This window comes from Luteitalea sp., from assembly GCA_009377605.1.
Taxonomy (GTDB): domain Bacteria; phylum Acidobacteriota; class Vicinamibacteria; order Vicinamibacterales; family Vicinamibacteraceae; genus WHTT01.
Map to the genome: position 1 here is coordinate 37,028 of WHTT01000031.1, position 16,905 is coordinate 53,932.

The 16,905-nt window shown below is 64.7% G+C and carries 15 protein-coding genes; 7 read left to right on the forward strand and 8 right to left on the reverse strand.

The genetic code is table 11. The features are described 5' to 3' along the window. Window positions 1–14: 14 nt before the first annotated feature. Window positions 15–830 (reverse strand): tryptophan 2,3-dioxygenase, encoded by an 816-nt coding sequence (locus GEV06_12480; GenBank protein MPZ18714.1) that lies wholly within the window; start codon window positions 828–830, stop codon window positions 15–17. A gap of 250 nt (window positions 831–1,080) precedes the next feature. Here GEV06_12480 and GEV06_12485 point away from each other — a divergent pair, with 250 nt between their 5' ends. After that, a complete protein-coding gene (locus tag GEV06_12485) occupies window positions 1,081–3,606 on the forward strand; it encodes a sulfatase-like hydrolase/transferase (GenBank protein MPZ18715.1) in 2,526 nt (841 codons plus the stop codon). 46 nt (window positions 3,607–3,652) lie between these two features. On the opposite strand, the gene GEV06_12490 is transcribed toward GEV06_12485, so the two are convergent. From GEV06_12490 to ftcD, 3 genes are all read right to left on the reverse strand, one after another. Continuing rightward, window positions 3,653–5,065, reverse strand: coding sequence for an FAD-binding protein (locus GEV06_12490; GenBank protein ID MPZ18716.1), 1,413 nt, complete (start codon window positions 5,063–5,065; stop codon window positions 3,653–3,655). Beyond that, window positions 5,062–5,448, reverse strand: coding sequence for a hypothetical protein (locus tag GEV06_12495; GenBank protein MPZ18717.1), 387 nt, complete (start codon window positions 5,446–5,448; stop codon window positions 5,062–5,064). The genes GEV06_12490 and GEV06_12495 overlap by 4 nt, the downstream gene beginning before the upstream one ends. A 160-nt stretch (window positions 5,449–5,608) precedes the next feature. Further along, complete coding sequence (ftcD, locus tag GEV06_12500; protein ID MPZ18718.1) at window positions 5,609–7,282, reverse strand: glutamate formimidoyltransferase; 1,674 nt, start codon at window positions 7,280–7,282, stop codon at window positions 5,609–5,611. 29 nt (window positions 7,283–7,311) lie between these two features. Here ftcD and hutU point away from each other — a divergent pair, with 29 nt between their 5' ends. Further along, on the forward strand, window positions 7,312–9,015 hold the full coding sequence (gene hutU / locus GEV06_12505; protein MPZ18719.1) for a urocanate hydratase: 1,704 nt from the start codon (window positions 7,312–7,314) through the stop codon (window positions 9,013–9,015). A gap of 318 nt (window positions 9,016–9,333) precedes the next feature. On the opposite strand, the gene GEV06_12510 is transcribed toward hutU, so the two are convergent. Beyond that, entirely contained in the window at window positions 9,334–9,588 is a 255-nt protein-coding gene (locus tag GEV06_12510; GenBank protein ID MPZ18720.1) for a hypothetical protein, read from the reverse strand. A 37-nt stretch (window positions 9,589–9,625) separates the two neighbouring features. Further along, the gene (locus GEV06_12515; GenBank protein MPZ18721.1) at window positions 9,626–11,200 is read right to left on the reverse strand and encodes a radical SAM protein; all 1,575 of its coding nucleotides are present in this window, start codon (window positions 11,198–11,200) and stop codon (window positions 9,626–9,628) included. Between the two features lie 149 nt (window positions 11,201–11,349). On the opposite strand from GEV06_12515, the gene GEV06_12520 reads away from it, so the two are divergent. The 3 genes from GEV06_12520 (at window position 11,350) to GEV06_12530 (ending at window position 13,252) form a co-directional block, all read left to right on the forward strand. Then, window positions 11,350–12,318 (forward strand): hypothetical protein, encoded by a 969-nt coding sequence (locus GEV06_12520; protein ID MPZ18722.1) that lies wholly within the window; start codon window positions 11,350–11,352, stop codon window positions 12,316–12,318. A 182-nt stretch (window positions 12,319–12,500) separates the two neighbouring features. Continuing rightward, window positions 12,501–12,899, forward strand: coding sequence for a hypothetical protein (locus GEV06_12525; GenBank protein MPZ18723.1), 399 nt, complete (start codon window positions 12,501–12,503; stop codon window positions 12,897–12,899). Next, the gene (locus GEV06_12530) at window positions 12,899–13,252 is read left to right on the forward strand and encodes a hypothetical protein (protein MPZ18724.1); all 354 of its coding nucleotides are present in this window, start codon (window positions 12,899–12,901) and stop codon (window positions 13,250–13,252) included. Before GEV06_12525 ends, GEV06_12530 begins: the two co-directional genes overlap by 1 nt. 24 nt (window positions 13,253–13,276) lie before the next feature. Here GEV06_12530 and fdhD read toward each other — a convergent pair whose 3' ends face one another. Next, window positions 13,277–14,086, reverse strand: a complete 810-nt coding sequence (gene fdhD, locus GEV06_12535; GenBank protein MPZ18725.1) for a formate dehydrogenase accessory sulfurtransferase FdhD — start codon at window positions 14,084–14,086, stop codon at window positions 13,277–13,279. 136 nt (window positions 14,087–14,222) lie between these two features. On the opposite strand from fdhD, the gene GEV06_12540 reads away from it, so the two are divergent. Next, window positions 14,223–14,726, forward strand: a complete 504-nt coding sequence (locus tag GEV06_12540; protein MPZ18726.1) for a hypothetical protein — start codon at window positions 14,223–14,225, stop codon at window positions 14,724–14,726. Window positions 14,727–14,814: 88 nt separating this feature from the next. Here the strand turns inward: GEV06_12540 and GEV06_12545 are convergent, their stop codons facing one another. Then, complete coding sequence (locus GEV06_12545; protein MPZ18727.1) at window positions 14,815–16,374, reverse strand: sulfatase-like hydrolase/transferase; 1,560 nt, start codon at window positions 16,372–16,374, stop codon at window positions 14,815–14,817. A 155-nt stretch (window positions 16,375–16,529) separates the two neighbouring features. On the opposite strand from GEV06_12545, the gene GEV06_12550 reads away from it, so the two are divergent. Next, the gene (locus tag GEV06_12550) at window positions 16,530–16,901 is read left to right on the forward strand and encodes a VOC family protein (GenBank protein ID MPZ18728.1); all 372 of its coding nucleotides are present in this window, start codon (window positions 16,530–16,532) and stop codon (window positions 16,899–16,901) included. Window positions 16,902–16,905: the final 4 nt, after the last annotated feature.

Consider the following 16,905-nt stretch of genomic DNA (forward strand, 5'->3'; position numbering starts at 1 on the left):
GGGACGCGCCCGGCTCAGAGTTGACTGCGGATGGCCCAGAGATCGGGGAACAGCGGTCGTCCGACTGTCTCGCGCAGATACGTCGCGCCTCCAGACCCGCCAGTCCCGCGTTTGCCCCCGATCGTGCGCTCGACCATCTTCACGTGTCGATACCGCCACTCCTGAATGCCCTCATCGAGATCGACGAGTCGCTCACACAGCTCGGCGTTCTTCGGGTCGCCTCGGTAGACATCAACCAGCAGGTGTTGAATCTCGCTCGAGGGCTCGATGCCAGTTGTGACGTCGCGGTGCACTTGGTCCGCAGGTACCGGGTATCCCTCTCGCGCGAGATACCGAAGGAAGGCGTCCCACAGTGTAGTCTGATGATAGCGACGCTCGAGAGCGATCCGGCCGCGACTGCCTTCCGGAAATCGCCGCACGATCTCCGCCGACTTCAGACCCAGCGCGAACTCGAGCTGGCGAAATTGATCGGATTGGAAGCCGCTCGCGGCCTCCAGGCGCGCGCGGAATGACAAGAACTCGAGCGGCGTCATTGTCTCGAGAATGTCGAGTTGCACGACGAGCACTTTGAGGATCGTCAGGATCCGCTTCAGCGTGTGCTGTGCCCGAGACGACTCGCCCTTCTCGAGCAGACGCTCCACGTAATCGAGCTCGTGTAACAGCTCCTTGAACCATAGCTCGTAGACCTGGTGAATGACGATGAACAGCAACTCGTCATGCTCGGGTCCTGCAGATCGCGGTTGCTGGAGCGAGAGCAGCTCGTCAACGCGCAGATAGCTGGAATACGTGACAGCCTTCGGTTGGCTCGCGTCTGGAGGCTCGTTCGTCATGTGTGGCCTTGCTGACGATCATATAAGGAGAACGAGGGGGTGCGTGGGCGTCCCTGACGCTCGTGAGCGGCTCGCCGTCGACGGCCAGCTCAACCTGCACCGGCTCGACACCGCCGCGAAGCCGAACGATGATGGCAGCAGGAGCCCCGGACGAGGGCTGTCACGTCGGGCAGAGACGTTCAACGACGGCTGAAGCGCCAGCTGCGGCGTCTTTACCACTCGAAAGCGCGTACGCTCGTAGTCGTAATGAATGTGCGTCGCGAGGAGTAACGAACACAACACGGCGAGCAGAATGCCTCGACTATCGAAGCTTTCACGTGAGATCCTCCATGTTCTCGCGCTCTCCGCCTTCGCCATTGCGCAGCCGCTGTTCGATGTGCTCGGTCGTGACGCGACCTTCTTCGTGGCGCAAGGGTCGAGTGTCACGCACGTGCTCCTCTTTTCGACCGTGGCCCTGCTCGGCCCACCCCTCGTCATCGTTGCGTGCACACGACTCGCCGGCATCCTCTGGTCTCCTGCACGTCGGATGCTACACCGCGCCGCGATTGGCGGGCTGGCGGGACTGACGGTTGCACCGCCCGTCACGAGTCTCCTACAGATCGGCACGATCGGGTGGCTGGCAATCTTCGCGGGCGTCGGTGTCCTTGTGATCCTCGCTTACAGTCGCTGGCCCCGGTTCCAGGAGATGCTCACGTGGGCCGGGGCGGCACCGGCGGTCTTCTTGGCGGTGTTTTTCTTCGGCGGTCCCGTGCGACACCTTCTACTCCCAGCCCGAGTCCAAGCCGAGGTCGAGAGTGTGGGCGCCGCTGCAAAGGCCGCTGTGCCGGTTGTCATGCTCGTGTTCGACGAGCTGCCTCTCGGCAGCTTGTTGCAGCCGGACGGGACGATTGACTCTAGCCGCTATCCCAACTTCGCACGCCTTGCGGCGTCGTCCACCTGGTACCGTAACACGACGACGAACGCCGAACAGACGTCCCGCGTCATCCCTGCCCTTTTGACGGGCACAGTGCCGGAGGCGAACAAGATTCCGGCGGCCAACGCCTACCCGCAGAATCTCTTCACGCTTCTCGGCGGCACGTACCGAATTCACGCGACCGAGTTCATCACGCGGATGTGCCCTCCCGGCACCTGCATTGGGCCGCCAGACCGCGCCAGCTTCGGCTCGCTCCTCACGGATGCCGGAATCGTTTACCTGCACGGCGCCCTGCCGGCGGACCTGGCTGAAGCCCGTCTGCCACCGCTGGCCGACCGCTGGACCGGCTTCGGCGCTCCGGTCGCGCCAAATGCGGAAGCGTTCGCCGAGTGGAGGCAGGCGGATGCGAGCCATGACCAGATCGACCGATTCGCGAGCATCATCGACCGCATCAGCCGGGCCGAGTCGCCCGCACTCTGGTACGTGCACATCGGCATACCTCACGAACCCTGGCGCTTTCTCCCTACGATGCAGGTCTACGCTGGTCATTCGAGACCCGGGCTCATGGCCCACGGCCAATGGGGATCGAGCCAGACAGCCGTGGACCACTCGCTGCAGCGCTATCTACTCCAGCTTCAATTCGCGGATCGCTTGCTGGCGAGGTTGCTGGACCGGGTCCAGAACGCCGGTCTCCGCGATGAAGCCCTCCTTCTGGTGCTCGCCGATCATGGGGCCACGTTCCGTCCCGGCAGCAACCGGCGGTCGCTGGACGGAGAGAACACGGCGGAGATTCTTCCGGTGCCGCTCTTCGTCAAATATCCCGGCCAGCAGCAGGAACGCGTGGATACGCGCAACGCCGAGCTGATCGATGTGCTGCCCACGATTAGCGACGTGCTCGGCATTCAGGTGCCCTGGACGATGGATGGCACGTCCCTGCGACTTGATGGTCCCGAACGGCGCGAGAAGCGAGTCTTCCTCTCCAGGCAAGAAAAGGTTGAACGCTTCGGCCGCTCGATTGATGGCGTCAACGGCGTGTCCCAGCGGATTCGAGCGCTGTTTGGACCAGGAGGTGGCGATGATGATCTCTATCGGTTCGGGCCGCATCGAGATCTCGTGGGCCGACCCGTCAGTGCGCTCGACCTGCTCCGCACCGATCACCGCAGCGCGCAAGTTCGCCTGGACGATGTCGCTGCATATCTCGACGTCGAGCCGAAAGGTCCCTTCGTTCCGGCGCTGCTCGCGGGCACGGTGACCGGCCTCGAGAAATCCACGCCCGTCGCGGTTGCCGTGAACGGCACGATTGCCGGCACGGGATGGACGTACCAGGACAAAGCGGACCTCAAGATTGGCATCATGTTGTCCCCGCGCTACTTTTCTCCTGGGAAGAACCACATCGAGGTCTATCGCGTCGCATCCGCTGGACAGTTGACACCTCTCCCGCGTGCCAGCCAATTGATATACCGGGCGATCTCAGATCGCGAAGAGAACATCGTGGGGATCGAAGCCAGTAATGGCCGAACCCTCTCGCTGAAGGAGAAAGGCTTTGGCGGCATGGTGGATCACGTCACGTGGACTGCCCGAGTCGTGTCGATCAATGGATGGGCGGCCGATCTCGCGCGCGAGCAGGCCCCAAAGACCTTTCTCATTGTCTATCGAGGGCGAGTCGTCCAGATCGTGGATACGACGCGGCGCCGAGACGTGGCCAAACATTTCAAGAGCGAGGCGCTGACCGACTCTGGGATCGTCGCGCACCTTGCCCCGACTCTCGTACCGGACGAGCGCGCGATAGAGGTCTACGCAGTCTTCGACGACGCCGCGTTCCTGGTGCCCCGTAACGAGAACGCCACGGCCGGGCGGCCCTAAGAACAAAGGGCCGCCCTACTGAGTTGTCCGGATGGTAGGGCGGGGCTCACACCCTACCGAAAGCACCTTCCCGAATGCCGTGAATCAGATGGTCGGCCAAGCGGTACGCCAGCGCCACGATGGTAAAGGTCGGGTTTACCAATCCCGCACTCGGAAACACCGAGCTACCGGCGAGAAACAGGTTGGCCAGCGTGTGGACCCGGCAGTGAGCATCGACCACCCCAACGCGCGGATGCGGATTCATGCGTGTGGTGCCGATGTGGTGGTTGCCAAGGCCAACCTGGCTCGGAATCGCGGCAGGACGAAGCCTTCCCCATCCTCGCTCTCCGACGATTCGGGCCGCCAGTCGCTGCGTTTCCTGCAGGTTACGCCGGTCGATCCCCGACAGGACGAAGTGGAGCTCGCACTTGTTCTGACCCAGCTCGTCGCGCTCGGCCATCAACGTGACACGGTTGTTCCGGTCCGGGAGGGCTTCACCGTATATCACCGCTCCGAGCAGCGCTGGATCGTCGGCGGGAAGATCCAACGCGCCAGTCACCTGGAGCAACGCACGACTGAGCTCGTTCGGCTTCTCCGTGAGCTTGCGCAGGCTGAGCCCGACGTCCAGGAGCTCGTGTCGAGCCTGCAGCCCCGGTGAGAGCGCGGCGAACATGGGCCACTTCTCGGACATGCGAACCGCTCGGCCGGTGAGCAAGAAGACGTGCTCCATGAAATAGCGTCCGACGAGGTCGTGCTCGTTCCCTATGCCCCGTGGGTTCATCTCGGTTGGCTGAAGGAGCAATCGGGCATTCTCGATGGCTCCGGTCGCCAGCACGAACACACGCGCCCTCACAGAGAAGCGGTTGCCGCCGAGTGTGGCGACTTTGACGGAGTGGAGCCGTCTGCCACCGCGTTCCGTCTCGAGCTCGATCACGTTGCCAAACAAGAGAACACGCACCGACGCGGACCGCTCCAGTCGGTCGCGATACGTCTGGCCGAGTCTCAGGTTCTGAATCGCATAACTGTTGACCTTGACCAACGGTGCATCGTTTGGCGGTGGCGGGTCGGGTCGGTACGGCCTCTTCGCGTCGAGGAACAGCGCCGCTCGCTCGTAGTACGGGTCGAGCTCGCGCCGGGAGAATGGCCACTCTCCAGTCGGGACGCCAGGGCGTCGGCCGAATACGTGGGCACTGATCGGGAGCGTGTGGCCACCCCAGTGATTGGTCGTACCGCCGAATTGCCGCAGGCGCGACGTCACCAGATAGTTGTGCGGCAAGCGATCGCCGCTGACCTGACCGCGATAGAGGCTCTGTGTCCCGACATCGAACTGCATCCCACCAGCCTCGATGACGCAGGTGTCGATGCCGTGCTCGGCGAACGTGGTGGCCAACGTGAGTCCCGCAGCCCCCGCACCGACCACGCACACATCGGTAGCCAGGGCGGTGCCACTCTCCACCGACCGCGAATCCTCGAACTTCACAATCGTGACCCGGTGGAAGGCTGGTCCATCGCGTGGAGCACGGCGAATAGCCGTGCCTCTGTCTGGGCCAGCTCCCAGCCGCCAACGAAGAGCGTACGCCCCATGGCGTAGTCCCGTCGCATCTCTTCGCGGAGAAGCTCGAGCGCGCCATCGGCATCGCGCCCCCGAAACCGGTCAGGCTCGCGAAAGAGACGTCTGGCCAGCTCTCCTGGCCTCTGCTCGTCGACGGCTTCGAGCGCCGCTGCTCCCAGAACGTCCAGCGCACCGGCGAGCGCCAGACGACGACGGAGCCGTTCGAGTGTCTGACGCTCCCAGCTGTGGAGCTCTTCGCGACCGCGCCGGAGAAAGATAAGCCCCGCGCTTCCTGCTGTTACTGCGCTCAACAGCGCGAGTAGCGCCCTGCGGGATACACCGACGTCAGGCTCGGGGCTGCGGCTTGCTCGTGTTCCTGGTGCAGGCTGGCTCGACAAATCTCTGAGACGTTATCAGAAGCCAGATTTCGTACGCAAGGGTGGAAAAGTGACAGGCATCTTTTCCACTGCCCTACATAACGCCCCGACGCTCGAGCGCCCGCGTCAGCGCCTCGACGAGCCGTGCGGCCTCTGCTCGGACGTGTGCGATTTCGTCTCGGCACTCGCGCGTGAATGTCTCGTCCTGGATGGATGCCAGGTTGATCAACACATTGAGTGTGGCACCTTCGACGCCGGCACGCGCCATGAGGCCGGCAACACCCGCGTCGGAAGCGGCATGTGGATTTCCGCGCTCGACGATCGAGCCGGCGAGGCGCAGCACTTCCAGGCTGAGTTGCATGGTCTCGCGCGGCACCTGCGCCGCACGCTGGAGCGCCGCCTCGATTGCGCCCGCGCGTGCCGACTCGTCGGTCGCCGTGCCCTTGGGCAACCGGCGCGCAGCGACCACATCCATGAAGGCGCGCGTGTCCTCGTCGACGAGCGTGGCGAGGCGAGCCTTGAGCTCCTGCGCACGCTCGGCGTCTGCGCACAGCGCCGCTGACGCTGCTTCGAAGCCAGATCGGCCCACGGTCACGTTCGCCACCAGCGCGGCCAGCGCCGCGCCCAGGCTGCCCGCGAGCGCAGCGACCGAGCCGCCGCCAGGCGCTGGCGCCTCCGAGGCGACTTCGTCGACAAACCGCGCCACGGCCATGCTCAGCAACGGCGCCTCCGGCTCGAAGTAGGCTTCGATGATCTTCTTGTTCACATCGAACGGCGCGATCTGATCCAAGCCGAGCGAGCGGATCGCGATCTCCACCAATTCGGCCAGGGCAACACCGGTCGACTTGCCCTGTCGGCGCAGATAGTAACGGCCCGCTTCGACAATCGGCTCGCGCGGCGTCATGCCGACCAGCTCCGACCCGGAGACGCGCAGGCCAAGCTTGGCCGCCTCCTCGCACACGACCTCGAACACCGTGTGCAGTGCCGTCGTCTTGTAGTCGAGCAAGTTGATGGAAACCTGCGCTTGGCGATATTCCTCGATGTACCAGCCGATCGCCCGCACGCGACGCAGGCGGCCGGCCACGCGCTTCGGTTGGCCGTCGGTGCCACGAACGATCTGCCCGCTCGCGTCGCGCTGGGCTCGCCCCGCCTCGCGAATCGTCAGGGCGATCTCGTGCGCCAAGCGCCGGTCGCGCGTATTGAGGTTGACGTTGTAGGCGAGCAGGAAGTCACGCGCGCCCACGACAGTGGCGCCATAGCGCGCCTCGAAGCGGACAGGTCCACAATCCGGCTGCCAGGCGGGATCTCGAAGCTTTTGCGCCAACCCTTCGTACTCGCCAGCGCGGATGGTTGCGAGGCTGCGGCGCGCGTCAGAGGACGCCGCATGCTCATAGAAGTAGACCGGCACCCGCAGGTCCTCCGCGATGCGGCGTCCGACGGCGTGCGCCATGTCCACGCACTCCGCCATCGTGACCCCGGCGACAGGCACGAACGGGCACACGTCCATCGCGCCAATCCGCGGGTGCGCGCCCTGGTGCACGCGCATGTCAATGTGCTCGGCCGCCGCGTGCGCCGCCTTGACCGCCGCCTCTTGCACGGCGTCCGGCTCCCCGACGAACGTGTACACCGTTCGATTGGTATCAGCGCCCGGATCGACGTCCAACAGCTTGACGCCCGAGACACTCGAGATGGCCTGGGCGATGGCGTCGATCACATGCTGGTTGCGGCCATCCGAACAGTTCGGTACGCACTCGACGAGCCTAGTCATGCCTCACCCACCGGCGGTAGGATACCAGCATGAGCACGCAGGCTCCCAGTGAGCGGCGCATCATTCGCTCACCGCGCGGCACGGCGATCTCCTGCAAGGGCTGGCCGCAGGAGGCTGCGCTGCGCATGCTCATGAACAACCTCGATCCGGACGTCGCCGAGCGTCCAGAAGAGCTCGTCGTTTACGGCGGCGCCGGGAAGGCCGCACGCGACTGGGCCGCCTTCGCGGCGATTGTGGACACGCTCCGCCGGCTGGGCGACGAGGAGACGCTGATCGTGCAGAGCGGCAAGCCGGTCGGCGTCTTCAGGACGCATGCCGATGCACCGCGGGTGTTACTGGCCAACGCCAATCTGGTGCCGCGTTGGGCGACCTGGGACGAGTTCCGCCGCTTGGAAGCGCTTGGCTTGACAATGTTCGGCCAGATGACGGCGGGGTCCTGGATTTACATTGGTACGCAGGGGATTCTGCAAGGCACCTACGAAACCTTTGCCGAATGTGCGGCGCAGCATTTCGACGGCTCCCTGGCAGGCCGGCTCGTCGTGACGGCAGGCTTGGGCGGCATGGGCGGCGCACAGCCGCTCGCCGTCACGATGAATGGTGGTGTCTGCTTGGCCGTAGAGGTCGATGCAGCTCGCGCGGCACGGCGCGTCGAGACGGGCTACTGCGATGCCTGCGAGACCGACCTCGATCGCGCCCTCGAACGCTGCGAGCGAGCCCAGCGTGCCAAGCAGCCGTTGTCGATAGGTCTCGTTGGCAACGTCGCGGACGTCCTGCCGGAGCTGGTACGACGCGGCCGCGTACCGGACGTCCTCACCGACCAGACCGCTGCGCACGACCTCCGCGTGGGCTACATTCCGGTCGGCGTGACGCCGAGGCAGGCGGCCCACTGGCGCGAGGCGGGCCCCGCCGAGTACGAGGCGGCGGTGCTCGATTCGATGGTGGTGCACGTCAACGCGATGCTCACGCTCAAGAAGCGCGGCGCCGTGACGTTCGACTATGGAAACAATCTGCGCGGCCAGGTGGCAGACCGTCGGGGTCTCAACGAGGCCTTTACGATTCCCGGCTTCGTGCCGGCGTTCATCCGCCCGCTCTTCTGCCGGGGGGCTGGCCCGTTCCGTTGGGTGGCGCTCTCGGGAGATCCAGAGGACATTCGGGTCACCGATGAGGCGCTCTTGGAGCTGTTCCCACGGAAGCCAGGTTTGGCCCGCTGGCTCCGGATGGCGCGCGAGCACGTCAAGCTCCAGGGGCTTCCAGCCAGGATCTGTTGGCTCGAGTACGGCGAGCGCGCCGAGGCCGGCCTCAAGTTCAACTGGTTGGTGGCCCACGGTAAGGTGAAAGCGCCGATTGTCATCGGTCGCGATCACCTCGATGCCGGCTCGGTCGCATCACCCAACCGCGAGACCGAAGGAATGCGCGACGGCTCCGACGCCATCGCCGACTGGCCATTGCTCAACGCTCTCCTCAACACGGCGTGCGGTGCGACCTGGGTCTCGATTCACCATGGCGGGGGCGTCGGGATTGGGTACTCGGTCCATGCCGGCATGGTCATCGTGGCAGATGGCACCGACGCGGCAGCGCGGAGACTCCAGCGAGTGCTCACAGCGGATCCGGGGACTGGCGTCATGCGTCACGCCGACGCCGGCTACGAGCTGGCCATTCAAACGGCGCGCGAGCGCGGAGTCGACTTACCGATGGTTATCCGAGCTGCGACGTGCAGTGCGGGCAACGAGTAGCCGCGATGGGAACGTCCGTTGCGCAGAACGTGCAGGGCTTCGTGGTCGGCTCGGCTGCGGCCTCTTCTCGGCGCAATCGGTTCATCGCGCGCACCACCAGGAAGACCGCGAACGCCACGAAGATGAACGTGACCAGCGCATTTGCGTCTCCTCGTCGGGCGGCCGCGTCTTGTAGCTCTCGAGCACCTCGACCTTGAGCTGGACGAGCGCACCGTCCGCGCAGCCGCGGGAGCGCGCCCGAGGAGGATCGAGTGGGGCTGGTAGATGCATGCGCCGCTTGTCACGCGCGCCCGCCTCCCCGGGGCCCGCGCCGACCGCTTACCTGAACTCTCTCGCGAACTTCTCCAGTCGTTGGGCGATCTGTTGCGCCTCCAGCCGACGCTGCGTCGCCTCGGTCAGGGGCACCCCCTCGTAGGTGCGACCGTTCACGGCGGCCACCGCTTCGAGCAATCCGGCGCGGACCGCATCGCGAATCGCGCCAGCCACGTCGGAAACGACGGCGTCATTCAGTGGATAAGAGGGCGGCACACGGGTGAGCGCACGTCGCGCCCGCTCCAACGAATCGATAGTCATGGTCAGTGGCGTCAAGATCTCGGGCCGGCGATGCCGATTAACCCGATGCGTCCGATAATCGTCCGCTCTCGGTTCCAAGAGCCGGACCCGCGCCCCTATTGTATGCAGAATTGCTGTCACGCAAGTAGTCGCGCTCGCGGGCCCGGATCGCCTGGTAGCGGCGGAAGACCGTGCGGGCGTCTTCGAGGCCGACGAGGGAGCGCCACGTGGATCCGCGAAAGGTGTGGGCAAACATCCCACGCCAGTGGCGAAGCGCGAACCACGGATAGTGAGCCATGGCGCGCGGCAGGTGCCGCACCTTCATCCACCGCTCCGCGCGCCACCGCAGGAACTCCACCTCCTCCGCGGCCACGTGGGCGGTTCTGACGACGGCCGTCGTCCCATCCCACTCCTCGAGCCGCTCATTGACGATGAGGCCCCGCTCGCGGAAGTCCATGGACATGGGTGTTCTCGGATACGGTGTCGGGTGCTGAATGTACGGCCAGTCGACATACCGTCGCGCGAACTCCAGATTGGTGAGAATCGATGACACAGTGTCATCGGGATTGCCGACGATCAGGCCGCCGACGACGTACATGCCGTTGCGATGGAGATGATCGATGGCCGCGAGCGTGGCATTACCGACAACCTTTCCCTGATCTCTCGCCGCGTTCTTCGCACGTGCCTTCAGGAATCCCAGGTCCTCATCGAGGATGTTCTCGATCCCGAGGAATACGTATCGGAATCCGGCGCGCTTCATCAGAGGGGCGAGTCGCGCGCCGTGCTGTGCGATGGCCGACGTCATGGCCTGCACGATGAGCTCGCCGTCGTTCAAGCCAGCGTCGATGATTGCCTCGCAGAGCGCCGTGAACCGATGGACGTCGAGCGTGATGTTGTCATCGACAAGAAATAGGACCTCGCCTCCGTGTGCTCGCGCATCTCGAACGTCCTCCAGCACGCGTGCGATGGGGAGCTTGTGGAAGTTGCGGCCGCGCATCTCGATGATGGCGCAGAAGCTGCAGTCGTACGTACAGCCGCGCGAGGTCTCGATGACGTCGATGCCCCGTCCCATGAACGTGTAGCCAGACAGCACCCGTGCCGCGCGCTTCGCCGGCTTGATGGCCTCGGCCTCCAGGCGTGACACGTGCCGGTCGGGATTGTGCCGGAACGTCTGGCCGTCACGCCATGAAAGCCCCGCAATGTCGTCGAATCGATCGTGCCCCTCCAGCGCACGAACGAGGGCGCAGAACGTCAGCTCCCCCTCTCCGCGGACGACGAAGTCGATGCCGAGCGCTGGGTCCTCGTACGCCTCCCAGGCGAGGCTGGGATCGTAGCCGCCGACCACGATGCGAGCGTCCGGCACGAGCCTCCGAACGAGCCGAGCGATCTGCAGGGCCGTGCGGCGCTGAAACGTCATCACCGAAAGGCCGATGAGCTCCGGCTGGTGCTCCAGCACCAACCGCGTGACCGTCTCGCGCACGCGACCGTGGGCGAGGATCAGGTCTGCAATCGCCACGTCGTGGTGCGGGTCCACGTTCCCGGCGAGCGACGCCAGCGCGCCGTTCGGGATGCGAACCGCGACGACCGGCGTGTGCTCGAACGAGTCTGGCATCGACAGGAGCAGGATGCGCATGCTGACCTCGGTGACCTGGCCTGTGCGAGGAGGACATGATGAGCATAGCGTCTGCCAGACGTACCAGCAAGCGCAGACAGTGGAGCTCGGAAAGCGGATGTCTTGGTGAGAGGCGACAATGGCCGGCGGGCTTCACGTATAATCCCGCTATGCGCCGACGCCTGGCGTCGTTCGCTCTCATGCTGGGGCTGGTCGTCACGGCTGTCCCTGTCTTTGTTCAGTCCTCCGCTTTCACCTTGGCGGTCGTGCGGCGTGACGGAGTCCTCGTGCCGTTCGTCACGTTCACGGGGACGAAGTTCGAGCGACATTGGCCAACCCCGGAACGGCACACGGATGTCCCGGCTGCGCTCGACGCCGTGCCATCGGGCTGGTGGCCGGACAAGCGTCCACAGATCGAGTGGCGCTTTCAACCGCTCGAGGGCGAGACTCACTCCCTCGAAGTCAAGAGTCCGATTTGGGTGCCGGTCCAATGCCAGCAGCAAACGGCGCTCCTCACGGACTATCAGACGGCGGAACCGCCGCCGCCGCCAGACGTGCAGCCCTACCCCAAGGATGGCCTCGCGTGGACGGGCACTGCGACCATCGAGCCCATTGACATCCTCACGAGCGAACACCCGGTGTGGCAGCGCCTTGGCCGAGAGCTCGCGAGCACCATCACCAAGCACGAGCAGGAAGCGATCGAGCGCGCGGAGAGGTCCGGCTGGCGTCATCCCCTGGCGAAAGAGGCGCGTGAACGAACATCGGCTACGCTGGAGGCCGTCTACGGCGCACTTACTGGCAGTACGCAGGGTGGCCGCGCGTACTACGTCGAAGCGACGAAGCGATACAAGCGCAAACCGGGTGATAGAGATGCGGATTGCGATATCGTGTCGTTCGTCCATGGCTGGGTTCGCGTCGACAAGGGCGGTAAGGTCCTCGCTGCTCGCATGGGAGGCAATGTCACGGCCTGCGACTATCACTCGGTGGCCATCATGCACCCGCTGGCAGTGCTACGGCTGAACGCCAAACCGCTCTGGGTGGTGCAATGGTCCACGTGGGGGAAGGAACAGTACGAGATCATCGATCCAACTGCAGGGAAGCTTCTCTTCGAAACGACCGCAGGCCAGTGCTCAGGGTAATCCCTCATCGTCTGGCCGTAGCAGCTGCGCTGTCGATTCTGTGTGCGGCGTGTCAACTGGGGTCGCTTCCAGAGAGCGCGAGCCCTTCAGGTGCTGCCAACGCTCGCGCTGCCGCGGCGCACGACGCTCCTATCCGACAGGCTGCTTCTTCCCGCCCAGACACTCGCTCGCAAGAAGAACCCGTGGCTGGCACGCCGCGCCGCGACCTCGCCTGGGACGAGGCACACGGCGGCCACACGCTCGCACGTCATGTCGGTCTCGGCGACCGAGACCTGCGTGCAAGACTTGCGGCTGAGGACATCTCAGCTGCCTCGACGTTCATGGACCGCGAGACTGCAGAGCGTGTGGTCGCCGACGCCCTGGAAACGTCGCGCGCACAGATCCAGCGCTGGTCGCGGAGAAGCGGACGACGTCCGAACCTTGTCGTTCACTTTCGTGGCAATCGAGACGAGCCGATTGGCCGCTCGCTCCGGCGTGGCTCGCGCCGCCCGAAGACTTGCTGGGCCGCCAGAATCGTCCTGAGATGGGATGAGCAGCTGGACCAATTCTTCGTGTTAACCGCCTATCCCGAGGTGCCGTGATGAGGTCGCGCAAAGCTCGCACACAGGGTAAGCGGCGGCGTGCCAAGCCGGTCCTCGTTGCGGTGTTTCCAGAGCTCACCCAGGTGTTGCAGGGCTATCTGCACGAAGACTTCGGCATCGAGCACGGCTCGGCCCATGAAGCGATTGCCGCTTACAGGGCCGATGCCTCCGACGAGGAGCGCGCGCGATTCAATCGCGAGGTCGGGCGGTTCCTCAGAATGGTCCATGGCGCGAGGATCTCTGCAATTCGCAGAATTCTTGCGCGCGATTTTCGGTCGGCGTGGGCGCCGCGCAGCGTGGCGGAGCTTCGCAGTGTGCTGTTCGACAGGGAGGACGAGAGCAAGTCGCTCTGAGCACGCCTGTGTCGTAGGCAGGCGCTACGGCTCCGCGAGCCCGAGCCGCTGAGCCCCCGCGTAGACGAGGAACCGTCGGCCACGAAGAAACCCGATGAGCGTGACGTTCAGCTCGCGGGCCAGCGCAACCGCCAGACTCGACGGCGCTGACACGGACGCCACGATAGGCACCCCGGCCGCGCACGCCTTCTGCACGATTTCGAAGCCGCCTCTTCCACTCACCAACAGGACGGCGCTCGTCAGCGGCACGCGGCCCTCCACGACGGCCCAGCCCACGACCTTGTCGACCGCATTGTGACGACCGACGTCCTCACGAATGACCTGGAGCGTGCCATTGGCGTCGAAGAGCGCCGCAGCGTGGAGACCGCCGGTTCGCGCGAAGATCGTTTGCGCACCGCGCAGCACGTCTGGCAGCCTGCACAACACATTTGGCTCGATCCGAAGCGCGGAGGTCGCCGGCAGGAGCCCCGGCACCCGGACCGCCCCGCGCTCCGCCACGCCGCATAGACCGCAGCTCGACGTCGCGATGACGCGGCGGACCCTCGCTTGCGGATCGAACGCCACGCCTTCACGCAAGGTCACCTCGACCACGTCATCCGAGGCCTCCGGTGCGGCGGCAATGTGCGCCAACGCGCCTCGCTCCTCGATGAGGCCCTCGGTGAGCAACCATCCCACAGCCAGCTCCGCATCGTGCCCCGGCGTACGCATCGTCACCACCATTGGCGTTCCGTTGACGCGCACCTCCAGCGGGGCTTCCACGACCAGTGCATCAGCGAGCCGGCGCGGCTCACCGTCGTTCCATTCCGTGACGTGGGTCCCAGCAATTTGCGGCATGCTGCTCCAGTCCGCCTGCGCTATGCTCCCTCGTGCGACCGATAGCGCCAGCTATTCTGGCACGCTTCAGGTTGTGTCGGTTGGAATGGGCCCACCGCACAGCTGGGATGGCGAATACTGCTGAGAAAGGGGCGGAATGGCTACGCTCTATCGCGATTGGTGGCCGCCGACGGATCTGCCGACGTTTGTCCTGCTGCTCGTCACCTGTGTCGTGGTGATGGTTTTCGCATGGCGAGCGTGGCGCCTCTGGGATGCAGCCGAGACGCCCGTCGTCGTCGGCCACGTGGCTCAAGATCACCTCATCTTGGCGAACTGTGGAAAGGGTGTTGCGCTCAATGTCGTCGCCACCGGGAAGGGGTTCCCGAACGAGCTCGAGCAGATCAGCGGCATCGCGGCGGGCGCGCAGGCACGGTTCCTCTTGACGAGCGCCCTTACCGTTGGGGCAACGATTCACATCCACTATCGAAACGCGTCGGGACGCTGGCACCGTTCCGAGCTCGTTGCCACCAGACAGACCAGCGCAGGTGGTCCCATGAGCATCAGCTTCTCGCGGCGCGTGCAGCGGTGGCGCGTTCCCAAGAAGGTTCGGCGGGCGCTGTCGAGAGTCGTCGCGCGTGAGTTCGTCACGCGCGATCAGTGAGACGGCCGGCTGGGCGAGTCCGACGTTCAGGTACGTGGCAGCTCGAACACACGAGCCTATCGAGGGTCGCGGAGCGCGTGGCGTCGTCTTACTCTTGCGGCTTCTTTGGGCTGCCTTTCTGCGCATCGCCGGACGGCGCATTCGGACCGTAGCTCGATTGATCACTGAGCAGGCGCGGCTCATTGAAGACAGTGCGGCGGTCGCCTTGCTGCTGCATCCACTGCTCTAGCTCGGCGCGCATCTTCTTGCGCTGGGTGGCATGCTGCGGATCACCAGCGAGGTTTTGCTGCTCGTGGGGATCGGCCCGCAGGTCGTAGAGCTCCTCCTCGGGGCGAGCATGATATCGCTTCACAATCGCCGCCGCCCCTTCATCGGTCTTCGCTGCCGTTTCCCACGTCGACCAATAGGGGCGTTGTCCGAGCTCTCCCGGAAGATCAATGTGCGTCGTGAAGGCGAACTCCGGATGGAGATTCCAGAGATACTTCCAGTCCGCTGTCCGAATACTGCGAATCGGGTAGACATTCCAACGACCATCGCCGCTGTGTGTCGCGAAGATGCGGTCACGGTGCGTCATGCGCTCGCCACGCAACACCGAAAGGAAAGAACGACCATCGATCTCTTGGGGGGCCTTGCCGCCGGCTGCCTCCAACAACGTGGGCAGAAAATCCAGCCAGCTCACCATGGCATCCGTGCGTGTGCCCGGCTTCACCACACCCGGCCACGAGATCATCAAAGGAACACGAATGCCAGCGTCGTAGCAATTCCACTTGGCAAACGGCCACTGCGCTCCGTGATCGCTGCTGAAGAGAAAGAGCGTTCGCTCACCGAGATGCTCCCGGACGGCGGCGAGGATCAACCCAAGCTGGTTGTCGGCGTTCGTCACAGCAGCCGCGTAACGAGCACGCCACTTGCGTGTCGCGGGCGTATCGACGGAACCGGCAGGAAGTGTCAGCGTGTCGGCGTCGTCGCCTTGTGGATCTTCCGGCCATGGCACGTGTGGCCAGTTGCTCCCGACGAAGAGACACAGCGGCTTGGCGTTGTTCCGATCTCGCTTCTTCAGGAACTCGATCGCTGCCGGAATGGCCTCGTGATCGTGAAACGTATCGTGCGCGAAATAATCGAAGCCGTAATCAGCAGTGTGCTTGTAGTGAGAGACCTTTCCAAACGCGACAACCTCGTAGCCGAGCTCCTGAAAATATGAGGGCCACTTCCTCAATTCCGCACGCGGCTTCGCGTGGTTCGGCTCGGCCCCATTACGCGCCGGCATCAGCCCTGTGAGTAGGGCCGCACGGCTCGGAGCGCAACTCGGCGACGCCACGAACGCGCGCGTGAACATCAATCCGGCGTCGGCCACGCGCTGCATGTTCGGCGTACGAAACTCCTTCGAGCCGTACGGTGTGGCGTCCAGCTGGCTGTGATCGTCGGTCAGGAAGATGACAATGTCGGGTGGTCGCTCGTCGCTCTGGGCCGAGCTCCCGCCGGGAAGGCTCCAGAGGCACACTGTCAGGAATGTGAGGAGAATTCTCATGGAAGATGATGTTCGGCTTCTCGCACCGTTGTCCATGGCAGGGCGTGGCGTTGGTCTCGACGGCCAGCAACGCGAAGCAAGCGCCGGAAGAAGTCCGCGCAGAGTGGTGTAGTCTAGCATCACCGTGAACCGTGGATCTTAGCACTCCTCGAACGGAGGGCGTCATGCTCGAGGCATCGTCAACGCACGAGTCGCGCCCGTCACGATGAGCACGAGGAGGCCACCGGAGGCGCGGGTCGTGACCGTGCACTTCATTGCTGACGAAGGAGGGAATCATGTTCGAGAACACCAAGGCATTCAGTGGCTTCGCCGTCGACGACCTCCAGAAAGCGCGGGACTTCTATGCGAAGACACTCGGTCTGCGTGTGTCCGAGGAGCATGGCCTGCTCACGCTGCACATCGCTGGCAGCCGGGACACGCTGGTCTACCCCAAGCCGGACTTCACACCGGCGACCTACACCATCCTGAACTTCCCCGTTGACGACGTCGACAGGGCGGTTGACGAGCTGGCCGCGCGGGGCGTGCGCTTCGAGAGGTACGATGGGTTCGACCAGGACGCGAAGGGCATTGCGCGCCGTGGGACGCCGTACATCGCCTGGTTCAAGGATCCCTCTGGCAACATCCTGTCTGTGCTCCAGGTGAAATAGAGAC

Excerpts from the sequence above, each read along its gene's own strand:
- GEV06_12480 (MPZ18714.1), bottom strand. The coding sequence starts at position 830 with ATGACGAACGAGCCTCCAGACGCGAGCCAACCGAAGGCTGTCACGTAT.
- GEV06_12485 (MPZ18715.1), top strand. The coding sequence starts at position 1,081 with ATGTGCGTCGCGAGGAGTAACGAACACAACACGGCGAGCAGAATGCCT.
- ftcD (MPZ18718.1), bottom strand. The coding sequence starts at position 7,282 with ATGACTAGGCTCGTCGAGTGCGTACCGAACTGTTCGGATGGCCGCAAC.
- hutU (MPZ18719.1), top strand. The coding sequence starts at position 7,312 with ATGAGCACGCAGGCTCCCAGTGAGCGGCGCATCATTCGCTCACCGCGC.
- GEV06_12510 (MPZ18720.1), bottom strand. The coding sequence starts at position 9,588 with ATGACTATCGATTCGTTGGAGCGGGCGCGACGTGCGCTCACCCGTGTG.
- GEV06_12515 (MPZ18721.1), bottom strand. The coding sequence starts at position 11,200 with ATGCGCATCCTGCTCCTGTCGATGCCAGACTCGTTCGAGCACACGCCG.
- GEV06_12520 (MPZ18722.1), top strand. The coding sequence starts at position 11,350 with ATGCGCCGACGCCTGGCGTCGTTCGCTCTCATGCTGGGGCTGGTCGTC.
- GEV06_12530 (MPZ18724.1), top strand. The coding sequence starts at position 12,899 with ATGAGGTCGCGCAAAGCTCGCACACAGGGTAAGCGGCGGCGTGCCAAG.
- fdhD (MPZ18725.1), bottom strand. The coding sequence starts at position 14,086 with ATGCCGCAAATTGCTGGGACCCACGTCACGGAATGGAACGACGGTGAG.
- GEV06_12540 (MPZ18726.1), top strand. The coding sequence starts at position 14,223 with ATGGCTACGCTCTATCGCGATTGGTGGCCGCCGACGGATCTGCCGACG.
- GEV06_12545 (MPZ18727.1), bottom strand. The coding sequence starts at position 16,374 with ATGCTAGACTACACCACTCTGCGCGGACTTCTTCCGGCGCTTGCTTCG.
- GEV06_12550 (MPZ18728.1), top strand. The coding sequence starts at position 16,530 with ATGTTCGAGAACACCAAGGCATTCAGTGGCTTCGCCGTCGACGACCTC.